The organism is Heliobacterium mobile, from assembly GCF_009720735.1.
Lineage (GTDB): Bacteria > Bacillota > Desulfitobacteriia > Heliobacteriales > Heliobacteriaceae > Heliobacterium > Heliobacterium mobile.
On record NZ_WNKU01000005.1, the window covers coordinates 112,896 to 139,812 of the forward strand.

Annotated in this window: 26 protein-coding genes and 3 tRNA genes; 26 read left to right on the top strand and 3 right to left on the bottom strand. The window is 51.1% G+C overall.

The window, feature by feature from the left end; translation table 11 throughout:
- The first annotated feature begins 78 nt into the window (after positions 1-78).
- The 3 genes from pduL to GJ688_RS06590 all read left to right on the top strand — a co-directional run bounded on the left by pduL (position 79) and on the right by GJ688_RS06590 (position 2,845).
- Entirely contained in the window at positions 79-735 is a 657-nt protein-coding gene (gene pduL, locus GJ688_RS06580) for a phosphate propanoyltransferase (RefSeq protein ID WP_155475753.1), read from the top strand.
- A 137-nt stretch (positions 736-872) separates the two neighbouring features.
- The gene (locus GJ688_RS06585) at positions 873-1,922 is read left to right on the top strand and encodes an HD-GYP domain-containing protein (RefSeq protein WP_155475812.1); all 1,050 of its coding nucleotides are present in this window, start codon (positions 873-875) and stop codon (positions 1,920-1,922) included.
- 71 nt (positions 1,923-1,993) lie between these two features.
- A complete protein-coding gene (locus GJ688_RS06590; protein ID WP_155475754.1) occupies positions 1,994-2,845 on the top strand; it encodes a YitT family protein in 852 nt (283 codons plus the stop codon).
- Here GJ688_RS06590 and GJ688_RS06595 read toward each other — a convergent pair.
- On the bottom strand, positions 2,840-4,357 hold the full coding sequence (locus GJ688_RS06595; protein WP_155475755.1) for a DEAD/DEAH box helicase: 1,518 nt from the start codon (positions 4,355-4,357) through the stop codon (positions 2,840-2,842). The genes GJ688_RS06590 and GJ688_RS06595 overlap by 6 nt on opposite strands.
- A gap of 132 nt (positions 4,358-4,489) precedes the next feature.
- Between GJ688_RS06595 and GJ688_RS06600 the strand changes: the two genes are divergently transcribed.
- The 4 genes from GJ688_RS06600 to GJ688_RS06615 all read left to right on the top strand — a co-directional run bounded on the left by GJ688_RS06600 (position 4,490) and on the right by GJ688_RS06615 (position 7,502).
- Positions 4,490-4,858 carry a hypothetical protein gene (locus GJ688_RS06600; RefSeq protein WP_328597327.1) on the top strand — a complete coding sequence of 123 codons (369 nt, stop codon included), beginning with the start codon at positions 4,490-4,492 and terminating at the stop codon, positions 4,856-4,858.
- A 73-nt stretch (positions 4,859-4,931) separates the two neighbouring features.
- Complete coding sequence (locus tag GJ688_RS06605; protein ID WP_155475757.1) at positions 4,932-5,690, top strand: glycosyltransferase; 759 nt, start codon at positions 4,932-4,934, stop codon at positions 5,688-5,690.
- Positions 5,671-6,054 carry an EamA family transporter gene (locus tag GJ688_RS06610; protein WP_155475758.1) on the top strand — a complete coding sequence of 128 codons (384 nt, stop codon included), beginning with the start codon at positions 5,671-5,673 and terminating at the stop codon, positions 6,052-6,054. Before GJ688_RS06605 ends, GJ688_RS06610 begins: the two co-directional genes overlap by 20 nt.
- Positions 6,055-6,059: 5 nt before the next feature.
- Positions 6,060-7,502, top strand: a complete 1,443-nt coding sequence (locus GJ688_RS06615; protein WP_155475759.1) for an ArnT family glycosyltransferase — start codon at positions 6,060-6,062, stop codon at positions 7,500-7,502.
- Between the two features lie 63 nt (positions 7,503-7,565).
- Here the strand turns inward: GJ688_RS06615 and GJ688_RS06620 are convergent, their stop codons facing one another.
- Together GJ688_RS06620 and GJ688_RS06625 are read right to left on the bottom strand one after the other, a co-directional pair.
- The gene (locus GJ688_RS06620; protein WP_155475760.1) at positions 7,566-7,976 is read right to left on the bottom strand and encodes a sulfite exporter TauE/SafE family protein; all 411 of its coding nucleotides are present in this window, start codon (positions 7,974-7,976) and stop codon (positions 7,566-7,568) included.
- Positions 7,967-8,344 (bottom strand): sulfite exporter TauE/SafE family protein, encoded by a 378-nt coding sequence (locus tag GJ688_RS06625; protein ID WP_328597329.1) that lies wholly within the window; start codon positions 8,342-8,344, stop codon positions 7,967-7,969. The genes GJ688_RS06620 and GJ688_RS06625 overlap by 10 nt, the downstream gene beginning before the upstream one ends.
- Positions 8,345-8,571: 227 nt before the next feature.
- On the opposite strand from GJ688_RS06625, the gene GJ688_RS06630 reads away from it, so the two are divergent.
- The 19 genes from GJ688_RS06630 (at position 8,572) to lon (ending at position 26,835) form a co-directional block, all read left to right on the top strand.
- Positions 8,572-9,324, top strand: a complete 753-nt coding sequence (locus GJ688_RS06630) for a ZIP family metal transporter (protein WP_155475762.1) — start codon at positions 8,572-8,574, stop codon at positions 9,322-9,324.
- 75 nt (positions 9,325-9,399) lie between these two features.
- Entirely contained in the window at positions 9,400-10,128 is a 729-nt protein-coding gene (locus tag GJ688_RS06635; RefSeq protein ID WP_155475763.1) for a GerMN domain-containing protein, read from the top strand.
- A 303-nt stretch (positions 10,129-10,431) separates the two neighbouring features.
- Complete coding sequence (locus tag GJ688_RS06640; protein WP_170291745.1) at positions 10,432-11,754, top strand: N-acetylmuramoyl-L-alanine amidase; 1,323 nt, start codon at positions 10,432-10,434, stop codon at positions 11,752-11,754.
- An 85-nt stretch (positions 11,755-11,839) separates the two neighbouring features.
- Complete coding sequence (gene murI, locus GJ688_RS06645; protein WP_155475765.1) at positions 11,840-12,691, top strand: glutamate racemase; 852 nt, start codon at positions 11,840-11,842, stop codon at positions 12,689-12,691.
- Positions 12,692-12,717: 26 nt separating this feature from the next.
- Positions 12,718-13,713: a 2-hydroxyacyl-CoA dehydratase family protein gene (locus GJ688_RS06650; protein ID WP_155475766.1), complete on the top strand. Its 996-nt coding sequence runs from the start codon at positions 12,718-12,720 to the stop codon at positions 13,711-13,713.
- 97 nt (positions 13,714-13,810) lie between these two features.
- Positions 13,811-14,554, top strand: coding sequence for an acyl-CoA dehydratase activase (locus GJ688_RS06655; protein ID WP_170291746.1), 744 nt, complete (start codon positions 13,811-13,813; stop codon positions 14,552-14,554).
- A gap of 102 nt (positions 14,555-14,656) precedes the next feature.
- Positions 14,657-15,496 carry a fumarate hydratase gene (locus GJ688_RS06660; RefSeq protein WP_155475767.1) on the top strand — a complete coding sequence of 280 codons (840 nt, stop codon included), beginning with the start codon at positions 14,657-14,659 and terminating at the stop codon, positions 15,494-15,496.
- Between the two features lie 31 nt (positions 15,497-15,527).
- Entirely contained in the window at positions 15,528-16,088 is a 561-nt protein-coding gene (locus tag GJ688_RS06665) for a Fe-S-containing hydro-lyase (RefSeq protein ID WP_155475768.1), read from the top strand.
- Positions 16,089-16,146: 58 nt separating this feature from the next.
- Entirely contained in the window at positions 16,147-16,863 is a 717-nt protein-coding gene (gene rph / locus GJ688_RS06670; protein ID WP_155475769.1) for a ribonuclease PH, read from the top strand.
- A 409-nt stretch (positions 16,864-17,272) separates the two neighbouring features.
- The gene (locus GJ688_RS06675) at positions 17,273-17,914 is read left to right on the top strand and encodes an XTP/dITP diphosphatase (protein WP_155475770.1); all 642 of its coding nucleotides are present in this window, start codon (positions 17,273-17,275) and stop codon (positions 17,912-17,914) included.
- A 122-nt stretch (positions 17,915-18,036) separates the two neighbouring features.
- Complete coding sequence (locus tag GJ688_RS06680; protein ID WP_235910820.1) at positions 18,037-18,321, top strand: hypothetical protein; 285 nt, start codon at positions 18,037-18,039, stop codon at positions 18,319-18,321.
- Positions 18,322-18,527: 206 nt separating this feature from the next.
- Positions 18,528-18,604 (top strand) — tRNA-Arg (locus tag GJ688_RS06685).
- Between the two features lie 7 nt (positions 18,605-18,611).
- A tRNA-Gln gene (locus GJ688_RS06690) sits at positions 18,612-18,686 on the top strand.
- A 68-nt stretch (positions 18,687-18,754) separates the two neighbouring features.
- A tRNA-Leu gene (locus tag GJ688_RS06695) sits at positions 18,755-18,837 on the top strand.
- 254 nt (positions 18,838-19,091) lie between these two features.
- Positions 19,092-20,390 (top strand): trigger factor, encoded by a 1,299-nt coding sequence (gene tig, locus GJ688_RS06700; protein ID WP_170291747.1) that lies wholly within the window; start codon positions 19,092-19,094, stop codon positions 20,388-20,390.
- Positions 20,391-20,451: 61 nt separating this feature from the next.
- A complete protein-coding gene (gene clpP, locus GJ688_RS06705) occupies positions 20,452-21,048 on the top strand; it encodes an ATP-dependent Clp endopeptidase proteolytic subunit ClpP (protein ID WP_155475771.1) in 597 nt (198 codons plus the stop codon).
- A 19-nt stretch (positions 21,049-21,067) separates the two neighbouring features.
- Positions 21,068-22,330 (top strand): ATP-dependent protease ATP-binding subunit ClpX, encoded by a 1,263-nt coding sequence (gene clpX, locus GJ688_RS06710; RefSeq protein WP_155475772.1) that lies wholly within the window; start codon positions 21,068-21,070, stop codon positions 22,328-22,330.
- Between the two features lie 246 nt (positions 22,331-22,576).
- Positions 22,577-24,286: an ATP-dependent protease LonB gene (lonB, locus tag GJ688_RS06715; protein WP_170291748.1), complete on the top strand. Its 1,710-nt coding sequence runs from the start codon at positions 22,577-22,579 to the stop codon at positions 24,284-24,286.
- A 113-nt stretch (positions 24,287-24,399) separates the two neighbouring features.
- A complete protein-coding gene (lon, locus tag GJ688_RS06720; protein ID WP_155475773.1) occupies positions 24,400-26,835 on the top strand; it encodes an endopeptidase La in 2,436 nt (811 codons plus the stop codon).
- Positions 26,836-26,917 lie beyond the last annotated feature (82 nt).

Sequence of the window (26,917 nt, forward strand, 5' to 3'; positions counted from 1 at the left end):
GGCGTTTATAATAAAGCCAGTCAAAATACTGACAGCATCCTAGACACTCTTGGTCTTGGGGAAGGAGGATTTTCTATCATGAAGTACAATATTCCGATTCAAGTGCCCGTCGGTGTGTCGAATCGCCACATCCACCTTTCCCAGGAAGATGTGGATACCCTTTTCGGAGCTGGATATCAGTTGTCAGAGATGAAGCCGCTCTGTCAACCTGGGCAGTTTGCCTGTAAAGAAGTATTGACGGTAGCTGGGGTTAAAGGTGTCCTTTCCAATGTACGGGTCCTCGGGCCGACACGAAAACAAACCCAGGTAGAGATTTCTCGGACTGATTCCTTTACATTAGGTGTTCAGCCGCCTGTTCGCGATTCCGGTGACTTAAAAGATACACCGGGCTGCGTGCTCATCGGACCCAAAGGATCGGTTATATTAAAAGAGGGCGTCATCCTGGCTTGTCGTCATCTCCATATACACAGCAAAGATGCGGAAGCCTTAGCCATTAAAGACAAAGAGCGTATCACCGTCTCCTTCGGCGGTGAACGAAGCGTGATCTTTCAAAACGTTCTCGCTCGTGTCGGCGATGCGATGGCTTTGGAGTTTCACCTCGATACGGACGAAGCCAATGCCTGTATGATAAAAAGCGGCGATGTAGCTTATCTTATCGCCAAAGAGGAATCCGGCACCGAAGTGAAGCCGATCTTGGAGGTTGAAAATCCTGTCAAAGTAGGTAAAACTGAATAGTATTAACATACTATATTGGTAAAAAAGCGGTTTTTGCATATAGCGAAAACCGCTTTTATTTTTATATAGTAATAGAGGATGCCGGACAGGAACGGCGAATTTTTTATAGCATCAGGGAGGCGAGTACTGTGCGGCAGATGGGGATTGATTATGTAAAAATCGGAGATAAGCTGGCCCGTTCTATCTTGGCCTCAGACGGGCAGATCTTACTGGGAAAGGGTGTTTTATTAACGGCTGGTTATCTTTCGAAACTGCGAGGACTCGGAATTACAGCCGTCTATATCGAAGATGAACAGTTTCAGGATTTACAAATTATCGATCCTATCAGTGACGACACCCGTCGAGAAGCCTTGCACAACGTCAAAGTGGCGACCGATGCGATCCGAAGCGGCCGAAGTATTGACGGGACAAAAGTGAAAAAAACGGTAAACTCGATCGTCGAGGAATGTATCGCCAATCAAGGCGTGCTCATGAACCTGATGGATATGCGTTCCACCGAAGACTGGCTGATCCCCCACAGTGTATCGGTCTGTATCATGGCGACCGTGCTGGGCATCGCTCGTTCTCTCGACCGCAACCGTCTGATGGAACTGGCTGTCGGTGGTCTGATGCATGATGTCGGTTTGACGAAGGTTCCGAAAGAAATCCTACAAAAAGGAGAAGATCGGCTCAGCGACGAAGAACGGGCTCTTTATGAAAAACATACCGAAGAAGGCTTTGCCCTTTTGCGACGGATTCAGGAACTGAGTGTCGTTACGGCTCATGTGGCCTACCAGCATCATGAGCGGGTCGACGGCAGCGGTTATCCCCGGCAGTTGACTGGCGATGATATCCACCTGTACGGACGGATCGTGGCCGTAGTGGATCTCTATGATAAACTGGTCAACGGTACACTCGGTGCCAAGCCTGTCTTACCTCACCAAGCTTGTGAGATGCTGATGGGACTCTCTGGCCGCTATCTCGACATGGAATTGGTGCAGCTCTTCTTAAAAAATGTAGCCACCTACCCCTCGGGGATTTCGGTGCGCCTGTCCACGGGAGAAGTGGGTGTCGTCGTCGACCAGAACAAATCGATCCCGATGCGTCCGGTCGTGCGGGTGCTGCAGGAGCGATATCGTTTTGTAGAAACGAAGGAATACAACCTGATTAAAGACACTACGGTATTCATTAAAGACGTATTGCGCTGAATTCGTTTTAGAAGACGGACGAGAGGGCAATCTATACAAGTAAGTTTCGTCTCAGATAGGATGGAAGGGAATTGAAAAGACGAATCGGTCTTTGGTTGAAAGATGCCCTGGGAATTGCTGTCGGTGCAAGCATTTTCGCTTTTGGTCTTAATTATTTCATCATTGCCAACCGGTTGGCCGAAGGCGGACTAACCGGTGTGGCGTTGATGTTCTATTATCTCTTCGGCTGGCCGGTGGGACAATCATACCTGATCATGAACATCCCCTTGTTCATCATCGGGTGGCGCCTTCTGGGCCATGAATTTGCCCTAAAGACCCTATGGGGAACGGCGGTGGCCTCTCTGGCGATCGATTTGACCGCCCAATACCAATCGCCTATGCCCAACGATATTTTGCTTGCAGCTCTGTATGGCGGCTTTTTTCTAGGCGTCGGTCTGGGCGTGATCTTCCTCTTTGGCGGTTCTACCGGCGGAGGCGATATCGTCGCTCGACTGGTCAACCACCGCTGGGGATGGCCTTTAGGCAGAGTTCTGCTCATGTTTGACGTGATCGTGATCACGTCGATCGCCTTTATCTTCGGCAAAGCGGTCGCTATGTACACCCTGTTAGCGGTGTTTGTCGCCAGCAGGGTGATTGATTTTGTCCAAGAGGGGGCATACACAGCCCGGGCAGCTATGATCATCTCCGAGAAGTCCGAGGAAATCGCCCGGCGCGTCGTCAGCGAACTGGAACGGGGAGCCACCGTGTTCAGCGGTCGAGGAGCCTATACTGCTGAAGAAAAGAACATTCTTTATTGTGTCGTCAGCCGTTCCGAGTTGGTCCGGCTGAAGGGAGTTGTTTATGATACAGACCCCAAGGCCTTTATGATCATCAACGAAGTCCATGAGGTGCTGGGAGAGGGATTCCGAACTTGGAATTCATAGCAGAAAAAGCGGCGGTGATACCGGTTGGAAAGAGGACGAAACTTCCGAAGGAGGTTTCGTCTTTGCTTTTTCTTGATTGATCTTTGCTTGAATATCGAGTAAGTATTCCAGCGCATGTGTTTCCAGTTTTTCGCTGGACTTTTGACTGTAGATCAAGCGCTCGATGAAGCCGACCGTCTGGGTGAACATCTGGATTTTCTCTTGCAGCAGGTCTAACATGTGCTCTTCGATCGTCCCTCGGGTGCTCAGGTTATAGACGTGAACGTCATGCTTCTGCCCCAAGCGGTGGACGCGGCCGATCCGCTGTTCCAACCGCATCGGATTCCAGGGGAGGTCATAATTGATCACTTGATGGCAAAATTGCAAGTTGATGCCTTCACCGCCCGATTCCGTGGAGATGAGGACGGGAATGTCGCTTTTCTGGAATTCATGCTGGGTCATGGCCCGGGTCCATCGTCCTAAACCGCCATGATAGACAAGCACAGGTATTCTCAGGGCCTGCAGATGCATGGCCAAATAATCTAGGGTTTGAAAGTATTCCGTAAAAATGATAACCTTTTCTTTGCTGTGCTGAAGAAAGTCGGTGACCACCTGGGCTTTGGCGTTCTGGCGGATTTGCTCGGCCAGGGGAATCAGTTCTTCCAAGCCCATCGACTCGATGGTGCCTAAGGCGGCAAAAGAACTGGAACAAACCTCCCGGAGAAGTGTAAGCAAGCCCAAGGTGCTTTTCTTCATCTCTTTGCGGCGGCGGAACTCATTGCGCAGGAAGTCGACGACGGCGTCGTAAAGCGCTTGTTCTGGCTCGGTTAAATCAAGGGGAAGCAGGTGGACATGCCGGTTCGGCAGTTTGATCGCGCATTCGCTGCGGTGATGGCGGATAAGGACGCCTGTGAGGACATCCTGTAGTTCTTTCGGGTTTTTCGGTTCTCGTTTGCCGGCGAGGAAGGCCGATTGAAAATCGGCAAAAGAGCCAAAATAACCGGGCCGCAGCAGGTCTACCAGGTGGAAAAGCTCCTTTAAGTCGTTTTGCACTGGTGTCGCCGTCAACAAAAGCAGGTGTTTCGTTTTTATGGATGATACAAATGCATAATTGCTGGAACGGGGATTTTTCAGGCGGTGTGCTTCATCGACGATGACCACGTCATATTCGATGGCTCTGATGATATCCGCATGGGGAGAGCGCTTCGCTAAGTCGATGGAGGTGACCACAAAGGGATGCCAGTTCCAACCGTATTCCCGCTTGTTGACCCAACAAGGAAAACCGAACTTGGTCCTCATCTCGTGGGCCCACTGTCCAGTCAGGTTTTTCGGCGCCAGAATCAGAACTTTATTCAGTTGGCCTCGGAATTGCAGTTCTTTCAGGACGATGCCGGCTTCAATGGTTTTACCCAGCCCGACTTCGTCGGCTAAGATAGCTCGTCCACCCATAGGATAGAGCACTTTCCAAGCCGTATCGATCTGGTGGGGGAGCGGTTCGAAGTCTAACTGTTGGAGACAGCTAATCCGGCCCAAAAGGAAACCACCTTCCAAAAGGGAGAGAATTTTTCCTCTTTAGTTATTGTGCAGGAATATTGGTTTCTTATGTCTGGAAATTTTCTAGGCTAGGGTGTATATAATATATACAGTGACGTTTTTAGGAGGGATGTGTGGTTGGGCTACAAGTTCGAATTCACCTGGGTCCTTCGACTACCGGTGGACGAGCTTCCCCAGGAACCGCCTCAGTGTCCCGGAAATCATCTGCTGTGGAAACGGACACACGGTAATATTATCCTCGGCTTTACCAAGGAAGGGGGACGGATGTACCCCGTAGGGATGCCCGTGTTGATCGTGACCAACCAAGAAGAAACCGTAGGTATTGGTCGGATTCTACGCTGCGAAATCCATGCGCTGCCGAACGGAAAGCAGACGACAGTAGTGGAATTCTCTGTGGTTCGGATGTTTGAGCCTGACGAAGGTCCCATCGTATCTAAGGTGTTCAAAGAGATGTACGGCTATTTGCCGGAAGGGTTGTAGCCGTTCCGAGCATCCCTTTGCGTACCACCCATAGAAAACCTAAAAATGGAATCAGTTTCTGTAGAGGAGGGCGTTGGCCCTGTATATTCTGTTACCGGCTTACAACGAAGCAAAAAGTTTACCTGGTTTGATGCCGAAATTCGCCGAATTGCTGCCAAAGTTTCCGGACTTACATGTGATCGTGGTGGATGATGGATCGAAAGACGGTACGGCTGAAATCGCCGAAAGTTACCAACGGCTCTATCCAGTGACGGTGCTGCGTCATGAAGTGAACAAAGGTCTGGGCAGAGGTATGATGACAGGCCTGCGCTGGATCGCCGAAAACGGGTCGAGTGATGACGTCGTCGTCACGATGGATGCCGATGATACCCATGATCCCAGCATCATCCCGGCCATGGTGGAGAAGATCAAAAAAGGGACGCATGTGGTCATCGCTTCTCGCTACCAGGACGGGGGCGAGCAAATCGGACTATCCTTTTTCCGCAAGGTCATGTCTTGGGGAGCCTCCACGTTGCTGGGGTTCATCTTTCAAATCGATGGCGTGAGAGACTACTCTTCTGGCTTTCGGGCTTATAAGATCGGCGTTCTTCAAGTTGCCTTCCAACGTTTTGGTGAATATTTTATCGAAGCCAGCGGTTTTCAATGCATGGCCGAGATCTTGCTGAAGCTGCGAACCTTAGGGCTTCGCTTTGATGAGGTTCCTCTAGTATTGCGTTACGACCGGAAAGCGGGACCTAGCAAAATGCCTGTGCTGGAAACGGTACTGCAGTATTTTTTCTTGGCTCGAAAAGTTTCCAGATTGGAGATCGTCCATGAAAAGCGCCTTGGGTAGCGGATTCTATACGATTCTCATTTCGATCTTTTTGGGTGCCTGCGGACAGGTGCTCCTTAAACTGGGTGCCAACCGACTCGCCATTGAGCCGGGTCCCTTATGGGATACGTTGGTCCAAGGGTTACTGCAGATGGCGAAAAATCCCCTCATCATCGGGGGGCTTTTCCTTTTCGGCTGTAGTTCCATTCTCTGGATAATGGCTGTGTCCAAAGTTCAGTTGAGCTTAGCCTATCCCATGGTCAGTTTGTCCTATATCATCGTGCTTTTCGCCTCTTGGGCTCTATTAGGAGAGCCGGTAACGTTAATGCGAATCGGCGGGGTGCTAGTCATTTGTTTTGGCGTTTTCCTGATCGCGCAGAGTTAAGGGAATTGCGTTGGAATTTTTCCCTATGGGCGCTCACTATCATTGTCTTGATCGGTTTCGCCATGCGACTAAAAGGCATTGAGAACCCTTTTGTCGATTTTCATGGCTGGCGTCAAAGCGATACGGCTGCCGTAGCTCGCTATTTTTATGAGCGGGAATTTAATCTGCTCCGTCCACAGCTTCCCTATTATGGGGCGCCGCCCAACTATGCCGAGTTGGAATTCGGTTTGGTTCCAGGCATCACGGCAGCATTGTATTACATATTTGGGGAAGTTCCCTGGGTAGCCCGTTTCGTAATCATCGCTTTTTCCTTGTGGTCCTTGCTGTCGGTCTACCGGATCGGCCGCCAGATCTGGGGTGAATGGGCTGGCCTCGCCGCCGCCCTTACTCTGGCTGTTCATCCCCTGTATGTTTATTTTTCTCGATCCTTTCAACCGGATGTACCCATGATTTCCCTTTCCCTGGCTGCGATGGCGAATTTTCTTGCCTGGGAAAAGGAGGCAGACCGCCGGTATATGTGGCGGGGCGTCCTCTGGATGACCTTAGCTGTCCTCGTTAAACCGCCGGCAGCCTTATTCTACCTGCCCCTCTTTTTCTGGTGGCTCAGGGCACGTGGGCCTAAATGGGAGGCGGGGCTCGCTTATGTCATCATTCCCCTTTTGTTTACGGCGGCTTATCTCCGAGCTATTCATGGCATCGCAGAACATCCTTTTGTATCAGGGCTCACCACTTCCTTTGCGGCAAGGCTCTGGCAAGAAGGGATTCCTCTCGATTGGTTTGCCGACGTCGGTCGGGGTACCTTCTTTTTTGCAGTTACACCCTTTTTTACCATTCCTGTGCTGATCGGTTTGCTGCGGGGTCTTTTTTCCAAAGAACGTTTTTGGATTGCCGGTTGGATCGCTGCTCTGGCGGCTTTCTTTCTGTTGGTCGGCAATCATGTTTTGAACAACCTGCAGTACTATTTCCTACCGGCAGTTCCCTTAGTCGCTCTGCTCACAGGGGCGACGGTGGACATGAGTTTGTCTGATTATCGGAGTTGGAAGCCGAGAACGAGTTTGCTGTTGCTGCTGTTGGTGGGCGGTTCTTTTCTCGTCTCCGCCTCTTTTCAACGGTGGTTGCCGGAAAAGTGGCTGCGGGATCAGCCTTGGACCTATGAGCGTTGGTACGATGTCGATGAGAAGACGCTGAACATCGGTCTCGCTCTGGATAAGGCGACTCCGTCCGAGTCGTTGCTGCTGATCAACGAATACTCGCCTCGCAGTCTCTTTTATAGCAGACGGTTCGGTTGGTTTATCGACCCAGCCGAGTTTTCCGCGGATTTCCTCGAGGAGGCTCGTAAGGGAGGCGCCGACTATCTCGTCTGGATAAATGAAAAGCCGCCTCAAATCGGCGGCCTGCGGGAAGGGAAATGGTTTTCAGAGGGGTTTTGGTTGATACCATTGAGGTAGCGAATACGGCATAGCTCACCGGTAAATATCGAATTGGTAACGCGTTGGCCGGTCGGTCTTATACTATGGGTTGCCCTGCCGTTCACTCGGTTGTTTCCGGTTAGTGCGATCAGCTTGCTTTTTCGGCCGATAGAAAATCTCATAAGCACCCATGGCGACTAAAAAGATGCCGAAGACCTTCCGTAGAACCGGCCCCGGGAGATAGGCAGCCAGCGAGGCGCCGCCCACAGCGCCGACGACGGCGGTCAACGCCAACAAAAAGGCAAGACGAGGCCGAACGTTGCCATTCTTAAAATGGGTCACCAAGGCCACTGCCGACATGGGCAGAAAGGCTGTCAAGGCGACCGCTTGAGCTTGATGTTGCTCTACGTCCATGAGCAGGATCAGGGCCGGGACAAGCAGGGTACCTCCGCCCACAGCGAGCCCGCTCAATATTCCCGATAAGAGCCCTACGACGATCAGCATTATTTCCATAAGAGTCGCACCCCTGCAACGACCATCACGATCCCGAGCAGCATGCGCAGGTGTTTGGGGGAGAACTTGTTCATCATTTTTGCCCCAATGTACGCACCGACCATGCCAGAGAGAGCGACCGAAAGGATCAACGACCAAGCCAGGTATCCTTTTCGCCAGTATACAAAAGCGCTGGCTACCGATGTGGGCAGGATGATCGCCAGCGAAGTTCCATGAGCTTGATGTTGCGATACTCCCAGCAAAAAGACCATGGTAGGGATGACGATGGTCCCTCCGCCGATACCGATAAGGCCGTTGACCAATCCAGTGACGAGGCCTGATGTGATCAGGATGAGATTCGTCCTACCGTTTGCAAGATTAAAAATAATTTCGACCTCCGGTAGAAGCTTTCCCTCGCCGTACTTCTTTTATCATGCACGGCGATCCTCCGGCTTTCCGTGAGCGATCTGTTCCCACCATTGAAGGTGTCCCACCTTTCAAGGCATCCCGCCTTTGAACAGGTGGTTTTTCTTTTTGGACAGGGAACGGGATTCGTTCTTTTTCCCTCCAGGCACCATTATATATCTACAGAAATTCGGCTTTGGAGGGTCCCTTGATGGCTGAACTGTTCCGTGGCGTACCACAGATGCTCTTTGTTAGTTTGATTGCAGGGCTGGCGACGACGGCTGGAGCCCTCGTGGTCCTTATGCTTGGGGTGTTGGGAAAGCGAACCTTAAGTGTCATGCTCGGTTTTGCCGCCGGTGTCATGTTGAGTGTCGTCCTCTTCGATTTACTTCCTTCTTCCTATGCTTGGGGCGGTTTCGAGTCCATGCTGAGCGGTTTTTGTCTAGGAATGATCATGCTCGCTGTGACCGATATGCTATTGACTCGCTTTACCTTATCCAGCCGAAGGGGCAGAGAAGCGGGACCGCTGCGCAAGATGGGCTATCTCATCGCCCTGGGTATTTCCCTGCACGATTTTCCCGAAGGGATCGCTATCGCTGCCGGTTCAGCTGCAGAGACCCATTTGGGCTGGCTTGTCGCCTTAGCTATCGGCTTACATAACATCCCGGAGGGTATTGCTACGGCAGCTCCGCTTAAAATGAGCGGGTTGTCGACATGGAAAATCTTTTTATTGACGGTGGGCATGGCCTTCTTTACCCCGTTAGGTACGCTGCTCGGCTTTGGCATGCTGGCCGTTTCTACGAAAGTGTTGGCGCAGATGCTCAGCCTCGCTGGTGGAGCCATGGTGTACTTGGTTTGGGACGAGTTGTGGCCCGAAGCGAAGAGGTTCTCCCAAAGCCTCGCTCTGGCGGGGATCGCCCTAGGAGGTACGGCCATGAGTGCCATTTCGCTGCTCCATCATTAACATGAAAATACTGGAATAGTTTTCTTCCCTTGTCCATATGTATGAACCAAATGACCGCAAAGGGAGGAAGTATATATGGACAGGGAACGGAGCTGGTCCGCCGGTATCATCTTGCTCGTATCAGCGCTGGTGATAGCCTTTGGTTTAGGCGGATGCCAAGCAATTGATCGGTTTGTATCGATGAAAGCGGACTTTAAAGCCAAAGAAACAGGCCTGGCAGCAAAAGAACAGGAGAAAAGTCCGAGCCTGACTCCGGAGCAGGTTATCCCTGTAGAGACAAAAGAACAACCGATAGCTGCTGGGCAAGAGCAGACGTTGACTCTGTATTTTGCTGACCCGAAAGGACAGAACCTGATCTCAGAGAAACGAGTGATTGCGAAGACGGGCAGTGTGGCCCGGGCAGCGATACAGGAATTGATCAAAGGTCCCAACATTCAATCGAAAGGCATTCCGACCATCCCCGCCGGTACCCGGTTGCTCGATATCAACGTGAAAGAGGGGCTTTGTACCGTTAACTTTAGCAAGGAGCTGCAAAAAAACCACCAAGGCGGCTCAGCCGGTGAAACGATGACGGTCTATTCGATCGTCAACACGCTGACCCAGTATCCGTCGATTGAAAAAGTACAAATTCTTGTCGAAGGGAAAAAGATCGAATCCCTCGCCGGTCACATGGATGTATCTCAAGCGATGGCTCGCAAGAAATCGATGATTATGGATGAAGCGGAGCCGGCGAAGGCAACAGGTTCTTCGGCGACTCAAGGGGACCCTAATTCCATGATGAATAGCGATAAAAAAATCCAATAGGTTCAAAGAACGGTGATGGCTTTCGCGCTGTCACCGTTTATTTTTCTCGATAATTGGCCAATAACTCTGACAATCCATTCTTCCTCTGTCCATTCCAGCGAAAAAGGATTACAATAAAAAACGTAACAGAAAGATGACGGATTTTTTCCAACATCGACATAAAACAGGACGCATCTCCCGAATTATGTAGCATAAAGATCCGCTTGATTTCGCCTTCCGGAAAATGTCCTGTTAGGTAAGTAGGGAGGAAATATGAAACATCGTCGCCTATTGTCCATAGTCCTGGGAGGGACTTTTTTCCTTTTGCCGACATCTGGCGCACTTGGGGCCGATTCGAATGGAGATGCCATCCCTGGATGGGCCTCGAGCAGCCTCAAGACATTAGAAGCTCTCAACGAAGGGGCGACCGTTACGGTGAGCGGACAGGTAGTCAATGTCCGTCGCGGCCCCGGAGTGAATTTCGATATCGTGACCATGGTGTTGAAAGGGAAGAAACTGGCTGTTCTTGATTCGAAAGAGGGGTGGACAAGGGTCCGCTTGGATAATGGGAACACCGGGTGGATTGCCGATTGGCTGCTTGCGAAGGACGATTCCGCTCAGTCTTCCACGCCGCCGGGTACATCTGAAGACAAGTCCCCACCGCTGATCATATCACCTGGCACTGTCGGCCCAGTATCGACACCAGAACCGACGCCAGAACCGAGCCCGGTCAACCCTGCCGCTGCATCGGGACCTGTTGGGTCGAATCCACGGTCATGGAAGGTCACCATACAGTATTCAGCCAATATCCGTACTTCTCCCAGTCTCCAAGGCGATATCGTTAGAACTGCCGCGGTCGGTGAAGTTTACGACCTGGCAAATGTGCAGGATGGATGGTATCAACTCCTCAGTGGGGGAAAGCCTGTCGGGTGGATTGCCTCCTGGCTGACGACAGCCCAGCCGGCGGCAACGAATCAGCCATCGACTCAACCGAGTCGAGGATCAACCAGCAGCACCGTTGCAGCCATCGCTGGTTCCTTGGTAGGAAAGACGATCATCGTCGATCCCGGCCATGGATACTTTAACACGAGTTACAATGTGGTCGACCAAGGTACCTCCGGACAAGGGGGAACGAAGGAAAAGGACATCGTTTTGGATGTGAGCCGTCGTTTGGCCAGCGTCCTGCAGTCAAAGGGCGCCCGGGTGATCATGACGCGTCAGAGTGACCAGGACATAAAGGGTGAATCGGTGGGTGACGACCTCACCTATCGTTCTGATTTAGCGAACAAAGCGAAGGCCGATCTCTTCGTGAGTATACATAACAATTCAAATTCCAGTAGCGATATCAGCGGCATCACGACGTATTATTTCAATAAAGATGGTATGCCGAAAGCTGGAGAAGGGACCCGTATGCGAGTGGCCGGTATGGTACAGCAATCGCTCATCACTGCGCTACAACGGAAAGACCTAAATACTAGAGGAGCAAACTTTGCCGTACTGCGGGAAACGAACATGCCAGCTATCTTGATTGAACTGATGTTTCTCTCCAATCCGGAGGAAGAAAAACTGCTCAATCAGGAAGCGATTCGGCAAAAAGCTGCCGAGGCGATCGCTGCTGGACTGCAAAGGCATTTTGAACAACCCTGAGCATGAGTCACCATTCTTTTCATAGCGAATAATATGTGCTATGGTTTAAAGGGTCCCATGCCGTAACGGCTAGGAGTGAGGTTTTTTGATTCGTTGCCAGCCTATTGGCGTATTTGATTCGGGTGTCGGCGGGTTTACTGTGGCCCGTGAAGTTTTCCGGCAATTGCCGGGAGAAGAGATACTCTATTTTGCCGATACAGCCCATGTACCCTACGGACCACGGCCTGCCGATGAGTTGGTCCGCTTTGCCTTCGAGATCGTCACCTTTTTGATCTCCGAAGGCGCCAAACTGATTCTTGTGGCCTGCAACACCAGCTCTTCGCTGGCCCTTGACTTGCTTCAGGAGCATTTTTCCGTTCCGATTGTAGGCGTGGTGAATCCCGGCGCAGAGGAAGCCGTAAGCGTCAGTAAAAACGGACGCATCGGTGTTTTGGCGACGGAAGCGACGATCCGCAAAGGGGCTCACGCCCAGCGCATCTTTGAACTGAAGGGGCGAGCAAAAGTTTTTGGGCAAGCTTGTCCCCGTTTTGTTCCGCTTGTAGAGACGGGCCGTTACCTCGGGTCTGAGGCTCGGCAGGCTTCCCGCGAATACTTAACCCCTTTGTTAGAAAAGAACATCGATACGATTATTTTAGGGTGTACCCATTATCCTTTCTTGGAGCCGATCATTCGGGACACGATCGGTAAAGAGATCGCTCTGGTTGACCCGGCTTGTCAGACTGTGGCACAGGGAAAAGAACTGATCGAAAAGGGAATCGTCTCGCCCAGGGACCCTCGTCTGGGAAAACCACGCCATCGTTTTTATGTAAGCGGAGATCCGCAAGCTTTTGTTCGGGTCGGGAGTCCCCTCATCGGAGGACGCCTTTTGACCGATGTTCAGCAGGTTTGCTTGGATGGCATTTTGGACAGGGAAAATCAAAAAGTGGTTATCGCCTAAGGCTCATAGGATGGATGTAGACAGAGATGACAAAGAAAATCGGCTTGACGACCACCGTACCTGTAGAGATCCTTTACGCAGCCGGTATGGTTCCGGTCGACTTAAATAATATTTTTATCGCAGGAGATGCGCCCGGTAAAGCCGTAGACTCGGCGGAACAAGCGGGATTCCCTCGCAACGTTTGCGGTTGGATCAAAGGGCTTTATACGACGCTTTTAGAATCGAATGATATCCGGGAAGTCGTGGCGGTGACTCAAGGGGACTGTTCCAATACACATGCATTGATGGAAACATGGCAGTTAGCAGGCGTAAGGGTCTATCCCTTCGCCTTTCCCTATGATCGGGACTATGACCTGCTCAAGCTCCAAATGGAGAAGTTGATCTCTGCCTTCGGCACCGATTGGGAGCAAGTACACCGATGGAAGCGGCGGCTCGATCAAGTCCGCAAAAAGGCTTGGCAGATCGATCAGATGACCTGGGAACTGGGAACGATCAGCGGCGAAAAGAACCATCTGGCTCTTGTAGGTTGTTCCGATTTTAACGGCGATCCCGACCAATACGAACGGTATCTCGATGATATGATCGATGATGCCAAAGGATCCGCCAACGGAGCCTCTCCGAATGCAGAGGCAGTCCGGATCGGATATATCGGAGTTCCGCCGATCACCACGGATCTCTATGCATATATTGAAAGCATGGGCGGTCAGGTGGTCTTTAATGAAGTTCAACGTCAGTTTGCCATGCCTTTCCATGTGGACGACGTGGTCGAGCAGTACCGGATGTATACCTATCCTTATTCGATTTTTGAACGCCTGAGAGACATCGAAGCAGAAGTGCGGCGCCGAAATATCCAGGGGATCATCCATTATACCCAGAGTTTCTGTTTTCGACAGATCGAGGATATCATCATCCGCAAGCAGCTGCCTGTTCCTGTGTTGACTTTGGAGGGCGATCGGCCTGGACCGCTGGATGCGCGAAGCCGTATGCGTGTCGATGCCTTTCTGGATATGCTTCAGGAATAGTTTTTGAAGCGGGACAGTTTAGATTAAAGAAGATTGGATCTGGATTAAAAAAGTATCGCTTTTTCAAATACCTTGATTGAGATAGGAAGAGCAACCTGTGAACATCGGTTTGGATCTCGGAAGCCGCTATGTGAAAGCCCTATTCATGCAAGACGGACAAGTTGTTGACCATCGCTTGTATGACACGTTGAAGTTTTATCGTGAGTACGGCCGTAAAGTGAATGAAGAACTGCTCGTTGATTATGAGGCGCTGAACTGGCCTGAATTCGAGCGGCTGGTTTCGACGGGCTATGGGCGCAATCTGGTCCAATTGGCAGGGGGACAAGTCATTCCAGAACTGCGCGCCCACAGCCGAGGGGCTGTCCATCAAACAGGTCTCAGCGATTTTACCTTGCTCGATCTGGGCGGCCAGGACAGCAAGGTGATCAAAATTCAGAAGGGCCGCATGGTCGACTTTCGGACAAATGATAAGTGCGCCGCCTCCTCAGGAAGATACCTGGAAAATATGGCGGAAGTTCTCGGGCTTGAAGTGCAGGATCTCGGCCATTGTCTGGAGAATCCAGTAGAGTTATCATCGACTTGTGCTGTTTTTGGTGAATCGGAACTGATCGGGAAGATCATTGAAGGCCATCCGATCGAAGACCTGGCCGCCGGTGTCAATCGAACCATCGTGAAGCGGGTCGAACCCATGCTCCGGGAATTGTTCAGCCCCACCATCGTCTTCACAGGTGGTGTCGCCCATAACAAGGCCATCGGACAGATGATCCGGGATATCATGCAGGTGGAAGTGATCATCCCGGCCCATCCCCAATTAAATGGGGCCATAGGCTGTTGTGTGTGAAAAATTTCACCCGTTGATTTTGAAGTCCCTGTCCGATTGACGGATAGGCGGCTTCATAAATAAATATATAAATATAAACGGACAAGTAAGGAGGAGCCTGGATTGCGTACCATCACTTTTGAACAAGTAGCTTCTGCGGTGGAGGAACTCTGCATCAAGGCCAACACCAACATCGGAGCCGACGTGACTGCTGCGCTGGAAAAAGCGAAAGCGACGGAAGAGTCCCCCCTGGGAAAAAGCATCTTAGGTCACATCATGGACAACAATGAAATCGCACGGAATGAACTCGTGCCCATCTGCCAAGATACGGGCATGGCTGTCGTTTTTGTGACGATTGGACAAGATGTTCACGTTGACGGCGGTCTAACCGACGCCATCAACGAAGGCGTTCGCCGCGGTTATGAAAAAGGATACCTGCGCAAGTCTGTCGTCAAAGACCCTCTCGAGCGGGTCAACACGGGCGACAATACCCCTGCCGTCATTCATTATGATATCGTTCCCGGAGACAAGCTGCACATCATGGTAGCCCCGAAAGGTTTTGGCAGCGAAAACATGAGCCAGTTGAAGATGTTCAAACCGGCTGACGGCGTCGAAGCTGTTAAAAAGTTTGTCATCGAAGCGGTCGAAAAAGCCGGTCCGAACCCCTGTCCGCCCATCGTCGTCGGCGTGGGCATCGGCGGCACCATGGAAAAGTGTGCCTTCCTCGCTAAGAAAGCCCTTCTCCGCCACATCGGCCATCGCAATGAAAAAGCTCATCTCGCCTCCCTCGAAGAAGAACTGCTGGAGAAGATCAACAACCTCGGCATTGGGCCCCAAGGTCTCGGCGGCCGCACGACGGCACTCACCGTCAACATTGAATCGTACCCGACGCACATCGCTGGCCTGCCTTGCGCCGTCAACATCAACTGCCATGTGGCCCGTCACACCGAGATTGAACTGTAATCCGGCATAAGAGGGAAGGAGAGTTGGAAATATGAATGCTGTACGCTTAACTACCCCGTTGACTCAGGAAGCCCTGCGCAAACTGAAAGCCGGAGATACGGTTTTCATCAGCGGCACCATCTACACCGGTCGTGACGCCGCCCACAAACGGATGGTCGAAGCACTTGACCGGGGAGAAGATTTACCGTTTAATGTAAAGGATGCGACGATCTACTTCGTCGGACCCTGTCCGGCGAAACCGGGCCAAGTGATCGGTTCTGCCGGCCCCACCTCGTCGTACCGCATGGACTCCTATTCGCCTCGGCTCATCGAAAAAGGACTCACCGGAATGATCGGCAAGGGCCTGCGCAATGCTGACGTGGTCAACGCCATGAAGGAGCACGGCGCTGTATACTTTGTCGCCATCGGCGGCGCCGGCGCTTTGATGGCCCGATCCATCAAGGCATCTAAAGTCATCGCCTATGATGATCTCGGAACAGAAGCTGTACGGGAACTGATCGTCGAAGATTTCCCGGTGATCGTCTGTATCGATGCCGAAGGTAACAATCTTTATGAACAAGGGCGTGCCCAATACCAGCGAGCCGGAGCCTAAAGACTCTTCCCGCTGGCTATAGGCGTCTGCCTGCTCGCCCGTGGAAGGAGGAACGATTATGGTTCGCAAGGACGGTCGTGCCCCGGACCAGATTCGAAGTGTTCAAATAGAACGAAATTATCTCATCCATCCGGAAGGTTCTGTGTTGATCACCATGGGCAATACCAAGGTGATCTGTACGGCTACGGTGGAAGAAAAAGTGCCACCCTTTCAAAAAGGTCAAGGAAAAGGCTGGGTCACTGCCGAATATGGCATGCTTCCCCGTGCCACAGGCACCCGAACCCAACGGGAGGCGACGAAGGGCAAGACGACGGGCCGCACCATGGAGATCCAGCGTCTGATCGGCAGGGCTTTGCGGTCTGTTGTCGATATGCAGGCCCTTGGAGAACGGACCATCTGGATCGACTGTGATGTGATTCAAGCCGACGGCGGAACCCGGACCGCTTCCATCACGGGAGCCTTTGTAGCCTTGAAAGACGCCTGTGATAAACTTCGACAAGCCGGATCTATCAAAAAAGAGCCTGTTCGAGAACAACTGGCCGCCATCAGCGTGGGCAAAGTAGGAGACCAGGTGGTCTTGGACCTTTGCTATGACGAAGATTCTCAGGCAGAAGTGGACATGAACGTGGTGATGACATCAAGCGGCAGGTTCGTCGAATTGCAGGGAACTGCCGAAGGGACCCCCTTTAGCCGCGAAGAGATGGATCAAATGCTCGTCTACGCAGAAAAGGGAATCCGTGAGCTCATGCAGGCCCAGCAGGGAGCAGTAACTTAACGCAAGAAGATGTAAAAAACATTGTGGTAAATCGGGGTGTAATGACTCCGCTCGCTAAGGGCTCCGCGGCTGTTCGCTCGGTTGCTGTGCGGGTGCGCCAAACCTCTGGGCTTTTCTGCATGTAAACCATGGCGCACTATTCCGCTCCGCAACATTCGCTCACGACGCCGCTCCGCCCAAAACGGTCGCTACGTCATTACACCCCAGATTTTATTTGCAGGTTCATAACTCCGTTTGTATAAGAATGAAACGAAAATCGAGATCCATACTATGCTAAGAGCCGGAATGCGGCTCTTTTTTATCATGAAATATGGTTACCCCTGCTTGACAAGACCTTCCTTTGGGACGTAGGATTATTTCGAAAAAACAAAAAAAGGGATAAACAGACGGCGGTAAGGGGGAAAGCCTCATGTATCAAATTATCTTGGCCACCCACAATATGGGGAAAGTTCGTGAATTTGAGGCCATGACTGGTGATCAAAGCTCGGCCTTTCCGATCCAGTGGCTGACCTTGCGTGACTTCCCCCACATAACAGAACTGATTGAAAACGGTGAGACTTTCCGGGACAATGCCATGATGAAGGCGGAACAGGTGGCTCGAGCTACAGGCATTCCGGCTATGGCAGATGATTCCGGTTTGGTTGTAGACGCTTTGAATGGCGCACCGGGTGTTTATTCGGCACGCTATGCTGGTGAATCGAAGGACTCCCAGCGAAATAACGAAAAACTTCTCCATGAACTGACAAATGTACCTCCGGAAAAACGGACGGCCCGTTTTGTCTGTGTGCTGGCATTAGCTCTACCGGACGGACAGAAGTTTTTTTCGGAAGGGGTCTGTCAAGGAGTGATCGCCGCTGAACCGAAAGGCGAGGGCGGCTTTGGCTATGATCCGCTTTTTTATTTACCGGCATATGATAAGACCTTTGCCGAGCTACCGGCGGAGATCAAGAATAAAATCAGTCACCGAGCCTCGGCGATGGAAAAGATGTTCTTCCTACTTAGGGTATTGCTTTTTCCGGAACCGGAACCGATGTACCGGCCGAACTTATAAACCAGTGAGACGATCCCGTCATGAGATGAGTGGCGGGATTTTTTCATGCTCACTAAATGGAAACTTTTTACATTTAAAAGACATAAGATAAATTATCCTGAGAGGAAGGGAGGTTATGAAAGATGTCGAGAGCCAGATTTCCCGTTACCGCAGCTTCTACTTCCATGTGCACCAGCGGTGTTCGCCCTCCTGCAAGCGCCTGCCCTCAGCTTCCCGGTACGTTGCTGAGAATTTTTATCCCGCCTGGAGCAGTGATCAACTTACTCAACTTGCTGGAAGTTAGTTCTCCTGCTGGAATATGCTTAATTGTACGAGTTCCTTTATTAGGCGGCGGTGGTAGCACAAGCGCACTATCGAACCTGATTCAACAGGTTCAACAATGTGGTGGGACTGTACAGTTTCAATAAGCGCAAGAAATGAGACGGTTCGTATTGAATCGTCTCATTTCTTACATCCTATTCGGAGAGCTTGATGTGAATAAGCTTAATGTGGTTAAGCTCAATGTAAAAACTGGATAATATTTTTGATGATTTTTTCTTGACGAGCGGTCGATAATATGATTAAATTTATAGGCGTCGGCATACGGAAGTTAGGCGACGAAAGAAATAAATCTGCGCTTGTAGCTCAGTTGGATAGAGCAACCGCCTTCTAAGCGGTCGGTCGGGGGTTCGAATCCCTCCAGGCGCGCCACATCTGTTGGGGTGTAGCCAAGTGGTAAGGCAGCGGACTTTGACTCCGCCATTCGTTGGTTCGAATCCAGCCTCCCCAGCCATGACTTACTTGACAAAATTGCCTTCTCCGAGTATCATTTTAAGGTGTGAGAAATTCATCGGTAACGCTGCGGGAGTGGCGGAATTGGTAGACGCACTGGATTTAGGTTCCAGCGGGCAACCGTGGGGGTTCGAGTCCCTTCTCCCGCACCATGTTTTTTGGCAGAGTGGCTAAGATACAACCTCGGTGAGCAGTCGCCGAGGTTTTCATTTTAGAATTCTTTCGTGAAAGGAGAATGAAACTCGGTAATCTGGCAAAAATAAGAAGGCTTAAGATTGGATCCCCTGCACAAGCAGGAAATGTGAATTTGCCGTAGAATAACTATCTTATGCTTTTTAATTATAGGGTTATACTGAAGTAGTGAATACGATTTCATTACGATATACAAGATGAGAGGGGTACATAGGTGAAAGCGACGGTCGAAAAAATAGACAAGAATCAAGTGGCACTGCATATCGAAGTAGAAGCCGAAAAACTTGAGAAAGCCATTAATAAAGCCTATAAAAAATTGGTAGGTAAAATCAACATCCCTGGTTTCCGGAAGGGTAAAGCTCCCCGTATGATCATCGAAGCTCGCTTTGGCAAAGAAGTCTTCTATGAAGACGCTCTGGAATTCGTTGTTCCCGAAGCTTATGCGCAAGCTATCGCTGAAAACAACATTGACCCTGTCGATCAACCGGAAATTGACGTTGAGAAAATTGAACAAGGTCAACCGCTGGTCTTTAAGGCCACGGTCACCGTTAAGCCCGAAGTTCAATTGGGCGAATATAAAGGTGTAGAAGTTGAAAATAAACCAGTCACTGTCACTGATGAAGACGTGCAGCGTCAGCTCGAAACCATGCAAAAACGGCATGCCCGCTTAATCACCGTCGGCGAAGAAGGGGAAGCCCAAGTGGGCGACACCGTCACCATTGACTTTGAAGGGTTCAAAGATGACGAGCCGTTCGAAGGCGGGAAAGGTGAAGACTATCCCCTAGAGCTGGGCAGCAACACCTTCATCCCTGGTTTTGAAGAAGCCCTCATCGGCGCTAAAGTGGGCGAAAATCGCGACCTGAACATTACCTTCCCTGCCGAATATCATGTAAAAACCCTGGCCGGCCAACCGGCTGTCTTCAAAACTGTTGTCAAGGAAATCAAGCGCAAAGAATACGCTGCCATTGATGATGAGTTCGCCAAAGATGTCAGCGACTTTGACAGCCTCGACGAACTGAAGGCAGACATTCGCAAGAACCTGGAAGAGTCTGCAGAAAAAACCCGTGAACAGGCAAAGCAAAACGACGTGCTCGAAAAAGTCGTTGCCAATGCGGAACTGGATGTTCCCCAAGTCATGGTTGACAAACGAGTCGAGCAACTGCTCGAAGACTACGGTCAACGCCTCCAGTACCAAGGTCTCTCTTTAGATCAATTTGTCGAGATGACTGGACAATCAAAAGAAGACCTGAAAACCCAATTCGTGCCGGAAGGCCTGAAATCGGTTAAGCAAGAACTCGTGCTGGAAGCGGTCGCGAAAGCAGAAGCATTGACTGTGACCGAAGAAGAAGTAGACGAAGAAATCGAAACCATGGCGAACAATTATAAACAACCAGCAGCAACGATCAAAAAAATGTTGCTGTCCCGTGGTCAAATTGACAACTTGAAGCAAAGCATTCTTCTGGATAAGACGGTCAAGTTCCTCGTAGAAAATGCGAACTTCGTTGAAGCCTAATTGAAATAAGAGAACTTGACATCTTCCCCGGACATAGACTGTACCTGAGGAGGTTCCTGGGATGAGTACTTTGGTTCCGATGGTCGTGGAACAAACCAACCGTGGGGAACGGGCCTACGATATCTACTCCAGGCTCTTAAAAGATCGTATCATAATTCTCGGCAGCCCGATTGACGACGTTGTGGCTAACTTGATTATCGCGCAACTGCTCTTTCTTGAAGCGGAAGATCCGGATAAAGACATTCACCTGTATATCAACAGCCCGGGCGGTTCCATAACATCCGGGTTCGCCATATACGATACAATGCAACTGATCCGGTGTGACGTATCGACCATCTGCGTAGGTATGGCAGCGTCGATGGGCGCCTTTTTGCTGGCGGCCGGCGCCAAAGGAAAGCGCTTCGCGACACCAAACGCAGAGATTATGATTCATCAACCTCTCGGAGGGGTAAAAGGTCAGGCGACAGAGATCGAAATTCACGCTCGACATATTCTAAAGACACGGGACCACTTAAACAGGATCTTGGCTGCTCGTACAGGCCAACCTCTGGAACGGATTGAACGGGATACCGATCGCGATTATTTCATGTCTGCCGATGAATCAAAAGCTTATGGCATCATTGACGGGGTGATGGAATTCAAGCCGGCGAAGGTATGAGCAGCAGAGAGGTGAGGATATGTACAAAGGTTTCGGTGACGATAAAGGTCAACTGAAGTGCTCCTTCTGCGGAAAGCTACAAGATCAGGTCAAAAAGCTGGTAGCCGGCCCTGGAGTTTACATCTGTGATGAGTGTATCGAGTTATGCAACGAAATCATTGAAGAAGAACTGCAGGACGAAAATACTTTTGATTTGGGCGATGTTCCCAAGCCGAAAGAAATTCGAGAAATCCTGGATCAGTATGTCATAGGGCAGGACCAAGCGAAAAAGGCTTTGTCTGTAGCGGTCTATAACCACTATAAGCGCATCAATCTGGGATCCAAAATCGACGACATTGAATTGCAAAAGTCCAATATCGTCATGCTTGGCCCCACCGGCAGCGGTAAAACCCTGTTGGCCCAAACCTTGGCCAGAATCTTAAACGTTCCCTTTGCTATCGCTGACGCTACATCGCTGACGGAAGCTGGTTACGTGGGTGAAGATGTTGAAAACATCCTCCTCAAACTCATCCAGGCGGCCGACTATGATGTGGAAAAAGCGGAAAAGGGTATCGTCTACATCGATGAAATCGATAAGATTGCCCGTAAGTCTGAGAACCCTTCCATCACCCGAGATGTCTCGGGTGAAGGAGTCCAGCAAGCACTGCTGAAAATCCTGGAAGGTACCGTCGCTTCCGTTCCGCCTCAAGGCGGACGCAAGCACCCCCACCAGGAGTTTATCCAACTGGATACAACCAACATCTTGTTTATCTGCGGTGGTGCTTTTGACGGCATCGATAAGCTCATCATGAACCGCGTCGGTAAAAAAGCCATGGGCTTCAACGCCGATATTAAGGGCAAGCAAGATAAAAATATCGGAGAAGTTCTTCGTGATATCCTTCCGGGCGACCTGCTCAAATTCGGCTTGATTCCCGAGTTTGTCGGACGTCTACCGGTTATCGTCACCTTAGACGCTCTTGATGAGGATGCCTTGGTGCGCATCTTGACCGAACCCAAGAACGCCTTGATCAAACAGTATCAAAAATTCTTTGAACTGGATCAAGTGAACTTGGAGTTTCAAGATGAGGCGCTCCGGGCCATCGCTCATGAAGCGATTAAGCGAAACACCGGTGCACGGGGCCTAAGGGCCATCATCGAAGAAGTCATGTTGGACGTCATGTTCGATATTCCCTCGCGGAATGACGTGACCAAATGCATGGTGACTAAGGAAGTTATCCTCAAACAGAAGGAACCTGTTTTGGTGACGGCCGATAGAAAAAAAAAGAAGGAAGAGTCAGCCTAGGAACGCAAGCTGAGGCCTTAGAAAAAGCCGCAGTAACAGTTCCGAACGACGCCGAGCCTTCCACTGCAACCAAACGGTCTGGAAAACCGAAGCCTGGCAATCGCCGCTAAGCTCTTCCCGACCATCACAAAGAACCTCCGAAGGATTATCCTTCGGAGGTTTTGTTTTACTGCGCAAACTCTCATAAAAAGAGCGAACCAATTAGATACTAAGACAGATTGGAACAGAGGAAACGGAGTGACCGCAGTGAATATTTGGTCGGGAATCGGTGGATTGCTAGGTCTCCTGCAGATCTTCTTCGTCATCATCACCGGACTGTACTTCTGGCATCTGCTCAGAAATCAACAGAATAACCGGCAGGCGATGGAACGAGAGTCCCGCAAAGAACTGGAAAAATTGCAGCGCATGCGCAGGTTAGCCCTATCAGAGCCTTTGTCCGAAAAGACACGCCCTAGTCGCTTTGAAGAGATTGTCGGTCAGGAGGACGGCCTTCAAGCCTTAAAAGCAGCCTTATGTGGACCCAATCCACAGCACGTGATCATATACGGGCCACCGGGCGTTGGTAAAACAGCAGCGGCCCGGCTTGTTTTGGAGGAAGCCAAGAAAAACCCTCTCTCTCCTTTTACAGAACAAGCCAAGTTCGTGGAAGTCGACGGCGCCACAGCTCGTTTTGACGAGCGAGGGATCGCCGATCCGTTAATTGGATCTGTCCACGACCCCATCTACCAAGGGGCAGGAGCTCTCGGTATGGCTGGAATCCCCCAACCGAAGCCCGGTGCCGTCACCAAGGCCCATGGAGGAATCCTTTTTATCGATGAAATCGGTGAACTTCACCCGATCCAAATTAATAAACTGTTAAAAGTATTGGAAGACCGCAAGGTTCTTTTGGAGAGCGCCTATTACTCCAGTGAAGACCCGAATGTTCCGAGTCACATACACGATATATTCCAAAACGGGCTGCCGGCAGATTTTCGCCTTGTCGGAGCGACGACACGGCAACCGCAGGAGATACCTGCTGCGATTCGCAGCCGTTGCCTGGAGATTTACTTCCGGCCGCTCACCCGGGAAGAGATCGGGATTGTGGCGTCCAACAGTGCCCGCAAAATTGAGACGGATATTCCCGCCGCCGCTATAGAAGTCATCCAGCGCTACGGGACTAACGGGCGGGAAGCCGTCAACATCGTCCAAATCGCAGCAGGATTGGCCTTAACTCGTGGTGAAGACAGATTGTCTGTCCACGATGTGGAGTGGGTCGTCCACTCCGGTCAATACAACCCACGACCCGATAAAAAAATTCCCTCAGAACCTCAAATCGGCCTTGTCAACGGCCTTGCCCTGGCGGGGCCCTCGATGGGCATCCTCATGGAAATCGAAGCGACGGCGATACCCGCGTCCAAAGGCAAGGGAACCTTAACCCTGACCGGTGTCGTCGACGAAGAGGAGATGGGAGGTCTCGGCGGTCGAACGGTAAAGCGACGGAGCCTGATCAAGACTTCCGTAGATAATGTGCTCACCGTGCTGCGCAGCACCACGGCGTTGGAACCGGATGATTGGCATATCCATATTAACTTTCCGGGAGGTACACCGACTGATGGTCCCTCAGCCGGCATCGCCATTGCCATCGCAATAACTTCAGCAGTGAAAGGGGTTCCTATCGATAACCGGTTGGCCATGACGGGAGAACTCTCTGTGCGGGGTCAGGTGAAGCCCGTCGGTGGTGTCGTCAGCAAAGTGGAAGCGGCTCGCTTAGCCGGTGCCAAACGGGTATTGATTCCGGCAGAAAACTGGCTCGATCGATTCGCCGGATTTTCCGATATCACTGTCATACCCGTACGAACAATCGATCAAGTTTTCGCAGAGACACGATTGGAAAAGCCCATAACCAGCGATACCCCTGTCAACGTAACTGCTGATCTGCTGACGGCGTCAGCCTTTCAAAGTGTAGCCCCCCGGTGAAGCAATTTTTGAGGAAGTAAGTGGGAGGAAAAAGGCTGGGCTTTGATCCCGGAATATAGTAAAATGAGGATAATCTTCTGGTCCAGAACAGGAGAGCAGGAGGTGCTGCCCTAATGGCTGAAGAAAACAAGGCGCGACCGGAAATACAGGAACTTCCCTTATTGCCGTTGCGTGGTATAATCGTTTTCCCTTACATGGTCGTCCATTTAGACGTAGGTCGGGAACGCTCCGTAAACGCCATCGAGGAAGCGATGGCTCAGGATCGGATCATTTTCCTGGCTACCCAAAAAGAAGCGCAAACAGACCAACCTGATAGAGATGACATATTCCAAATTGGCGCGATAGCGGAGATCAAACAACTGCTCAAACTGCCGGGAGGAACCATCCGGATCCTCGTAGAAGGTTTGGCCCGTGCCAGCATCGATGACTTCCTGGAAATGGATCCTTTCATCCGAGTTCGAGTTCGGGAACATCGAGAAAGCGAAACGAAGACGGCCGCTGTGGAAGCCCTCATGCGGTCGTTGATCAACCAATTTGAACAATATGTGAAGTTGTCAAAGAAGATACCGCCCGAGACCTTCGTATCTGTCGTAGCTGTGGAAGATCCGAGCCGCTTGGCTGATGTCATCTCATCCCATCTGACCTTAAAAACACCTGACAAGCAGCGGATCTTAGAAGCTTTGGACATAGAGGAACGTTTAGGCATCTTGACAGAAGTTCTGGCCAAGGAAATGGAAATCCTTGAACTGGAGCGGAAGATCAATTCTCGTGTCCGTAAACAGATGGAAAAAACCCAAAAGGAATACTACCTGCGGGAACAGATCAAAGCGATTCAGAAAGAACTTGGCGAAAAAGAAGATCGCCAGGCGGAAGGAGAAGAGCTTCGCGAGAAGATCGCTAAAGCAAAACTTCCCAAAGAGATGGAAGAAAAGGCTTTGCGCGAAGTCGAACGCCTGGAAAAGATGCCGCCCATGGTAGCCGAGGCGACCGTCGTCCGCAACTACCTCGATTGGGTCTTAGCCTTGCCCTGGGCGAAGCAGACGAAAGACCGTCTCGATATCGAAAAAGCTGAGCAAATTCTCAATGACGAGCATTTCGGTCTAGATAAGGTCAAAGAACGGATCATCGAATACCTGGCGATCCGTAAATTGGCCCAAAAAATGAAAGGCCCTATCATCTGCTTCGGAGGTCCACCTGGCGTCGGCAAAACATCACTCGCTCGTTCTATCGCCCGGGCTTTGGAACGGAAGTTTGTTCGTCTTTCTCTCGGCGGCGTCCGTGATGAGGCGGAGATCCGCGGTCACCGTCGCACATATGTGGGTGCCATGCCCGGTCGGATCATTCAAGGGATGCGAACGGCAGGGACGAAAAACCCCGTCTTCCTCCTCGACGAGATCGACAAGATGAGCAACGACTTCCGCGGTGACCCCTCTTCAGCGCTGCTAGAAGTGCTCGATCCGGAACAGAACAGCACTTTTTCCGATCACTTCATCGAATCTCCCTTCGATCTGTCTAAGGTGTTGTTCATCACCACAGCGAACGCCATTCACAACATCCCCCGGCCGCTGCTCGACCGGATGGAAGTCATCTATATTCCCGGGTACACGGAAGAGGAAAAGGTACACATCGCAATAGACCACCTCGTTCCCAAGCAGATCAAGGAACACGGCTTGAAACCGGAACAGGTGCAAATATCGGAAAACACAGTTCGCCGAGTCATCCGTGAATATACGCGAGAAGCCGGTGTCCGAAACCTGGAGCGGGAAATCGCCGCACTTTGCCGCAAGAGCGCCCGGGCCATCGTCAAGGACCCTAACAAGAAAGTATCGATCTCCTCGGGCAATCTTCCCACATATTTAGGTATCCCACGGTACCGTTACGGCCTCGCCGAAGAAGAATCGCAAGTCGGGGTAGCTACCGGGTTGGCCTGGACGGAGACCGGAGGAGATACGCTCGCCATCGAAGTGGCCTTGTTGCCAGGCAAAGGCGGTCTGTCCCTGACAGGGAAACTGGGCGATGTGATGAAAGAATCGGCTCATGCCGGTATGACTTATGTCCGCTCTCGAGCGAAAGAGTTAGGTATTCCGGAGAACTTCTATCAAACTACGGATATTCACATCCACGTTCCGGAAGGCGCTATCCCGAAGGACGGCCCCTCTGCAGGCATCACCATGGCCACAGCGTTGACGTCTGCTTTGACGAAGCGTCCTGTTCGCCGCGAAGTGGCGATGACGGGAGAGATCACCCTCCGCGGTCGGGCCTTGCCTGTCGGCGGGATCAAAGAAAAGATGTTGGCTGCCCACCGGGCCGGTTGTACAACGGTGATTTTGCCGGCTGAGAATAAAAAAGATCTGGAAGATGTACCGGCCAATATCAAGAAGAAATTGCGTTTCGTTCTCGTGGACCATATGGACCAAGTGATCAAAGAAGCCCTTTTAGAGCCGGAACAATCGACAGAGCCGGAACCGCCGGAAACGATTCCTGCCACCCTGGAGCAGGGATCGATGAACGTTTATCCAGAAGTCTTGGGTGATACTCCGCAGAATTAGTACGAGTGAGAGGTACCTTTTTCGGAGGGTACCTCTTATTACAACTAGAAAGTAATCACAAAAAAAATTCAAGCAACGTCGC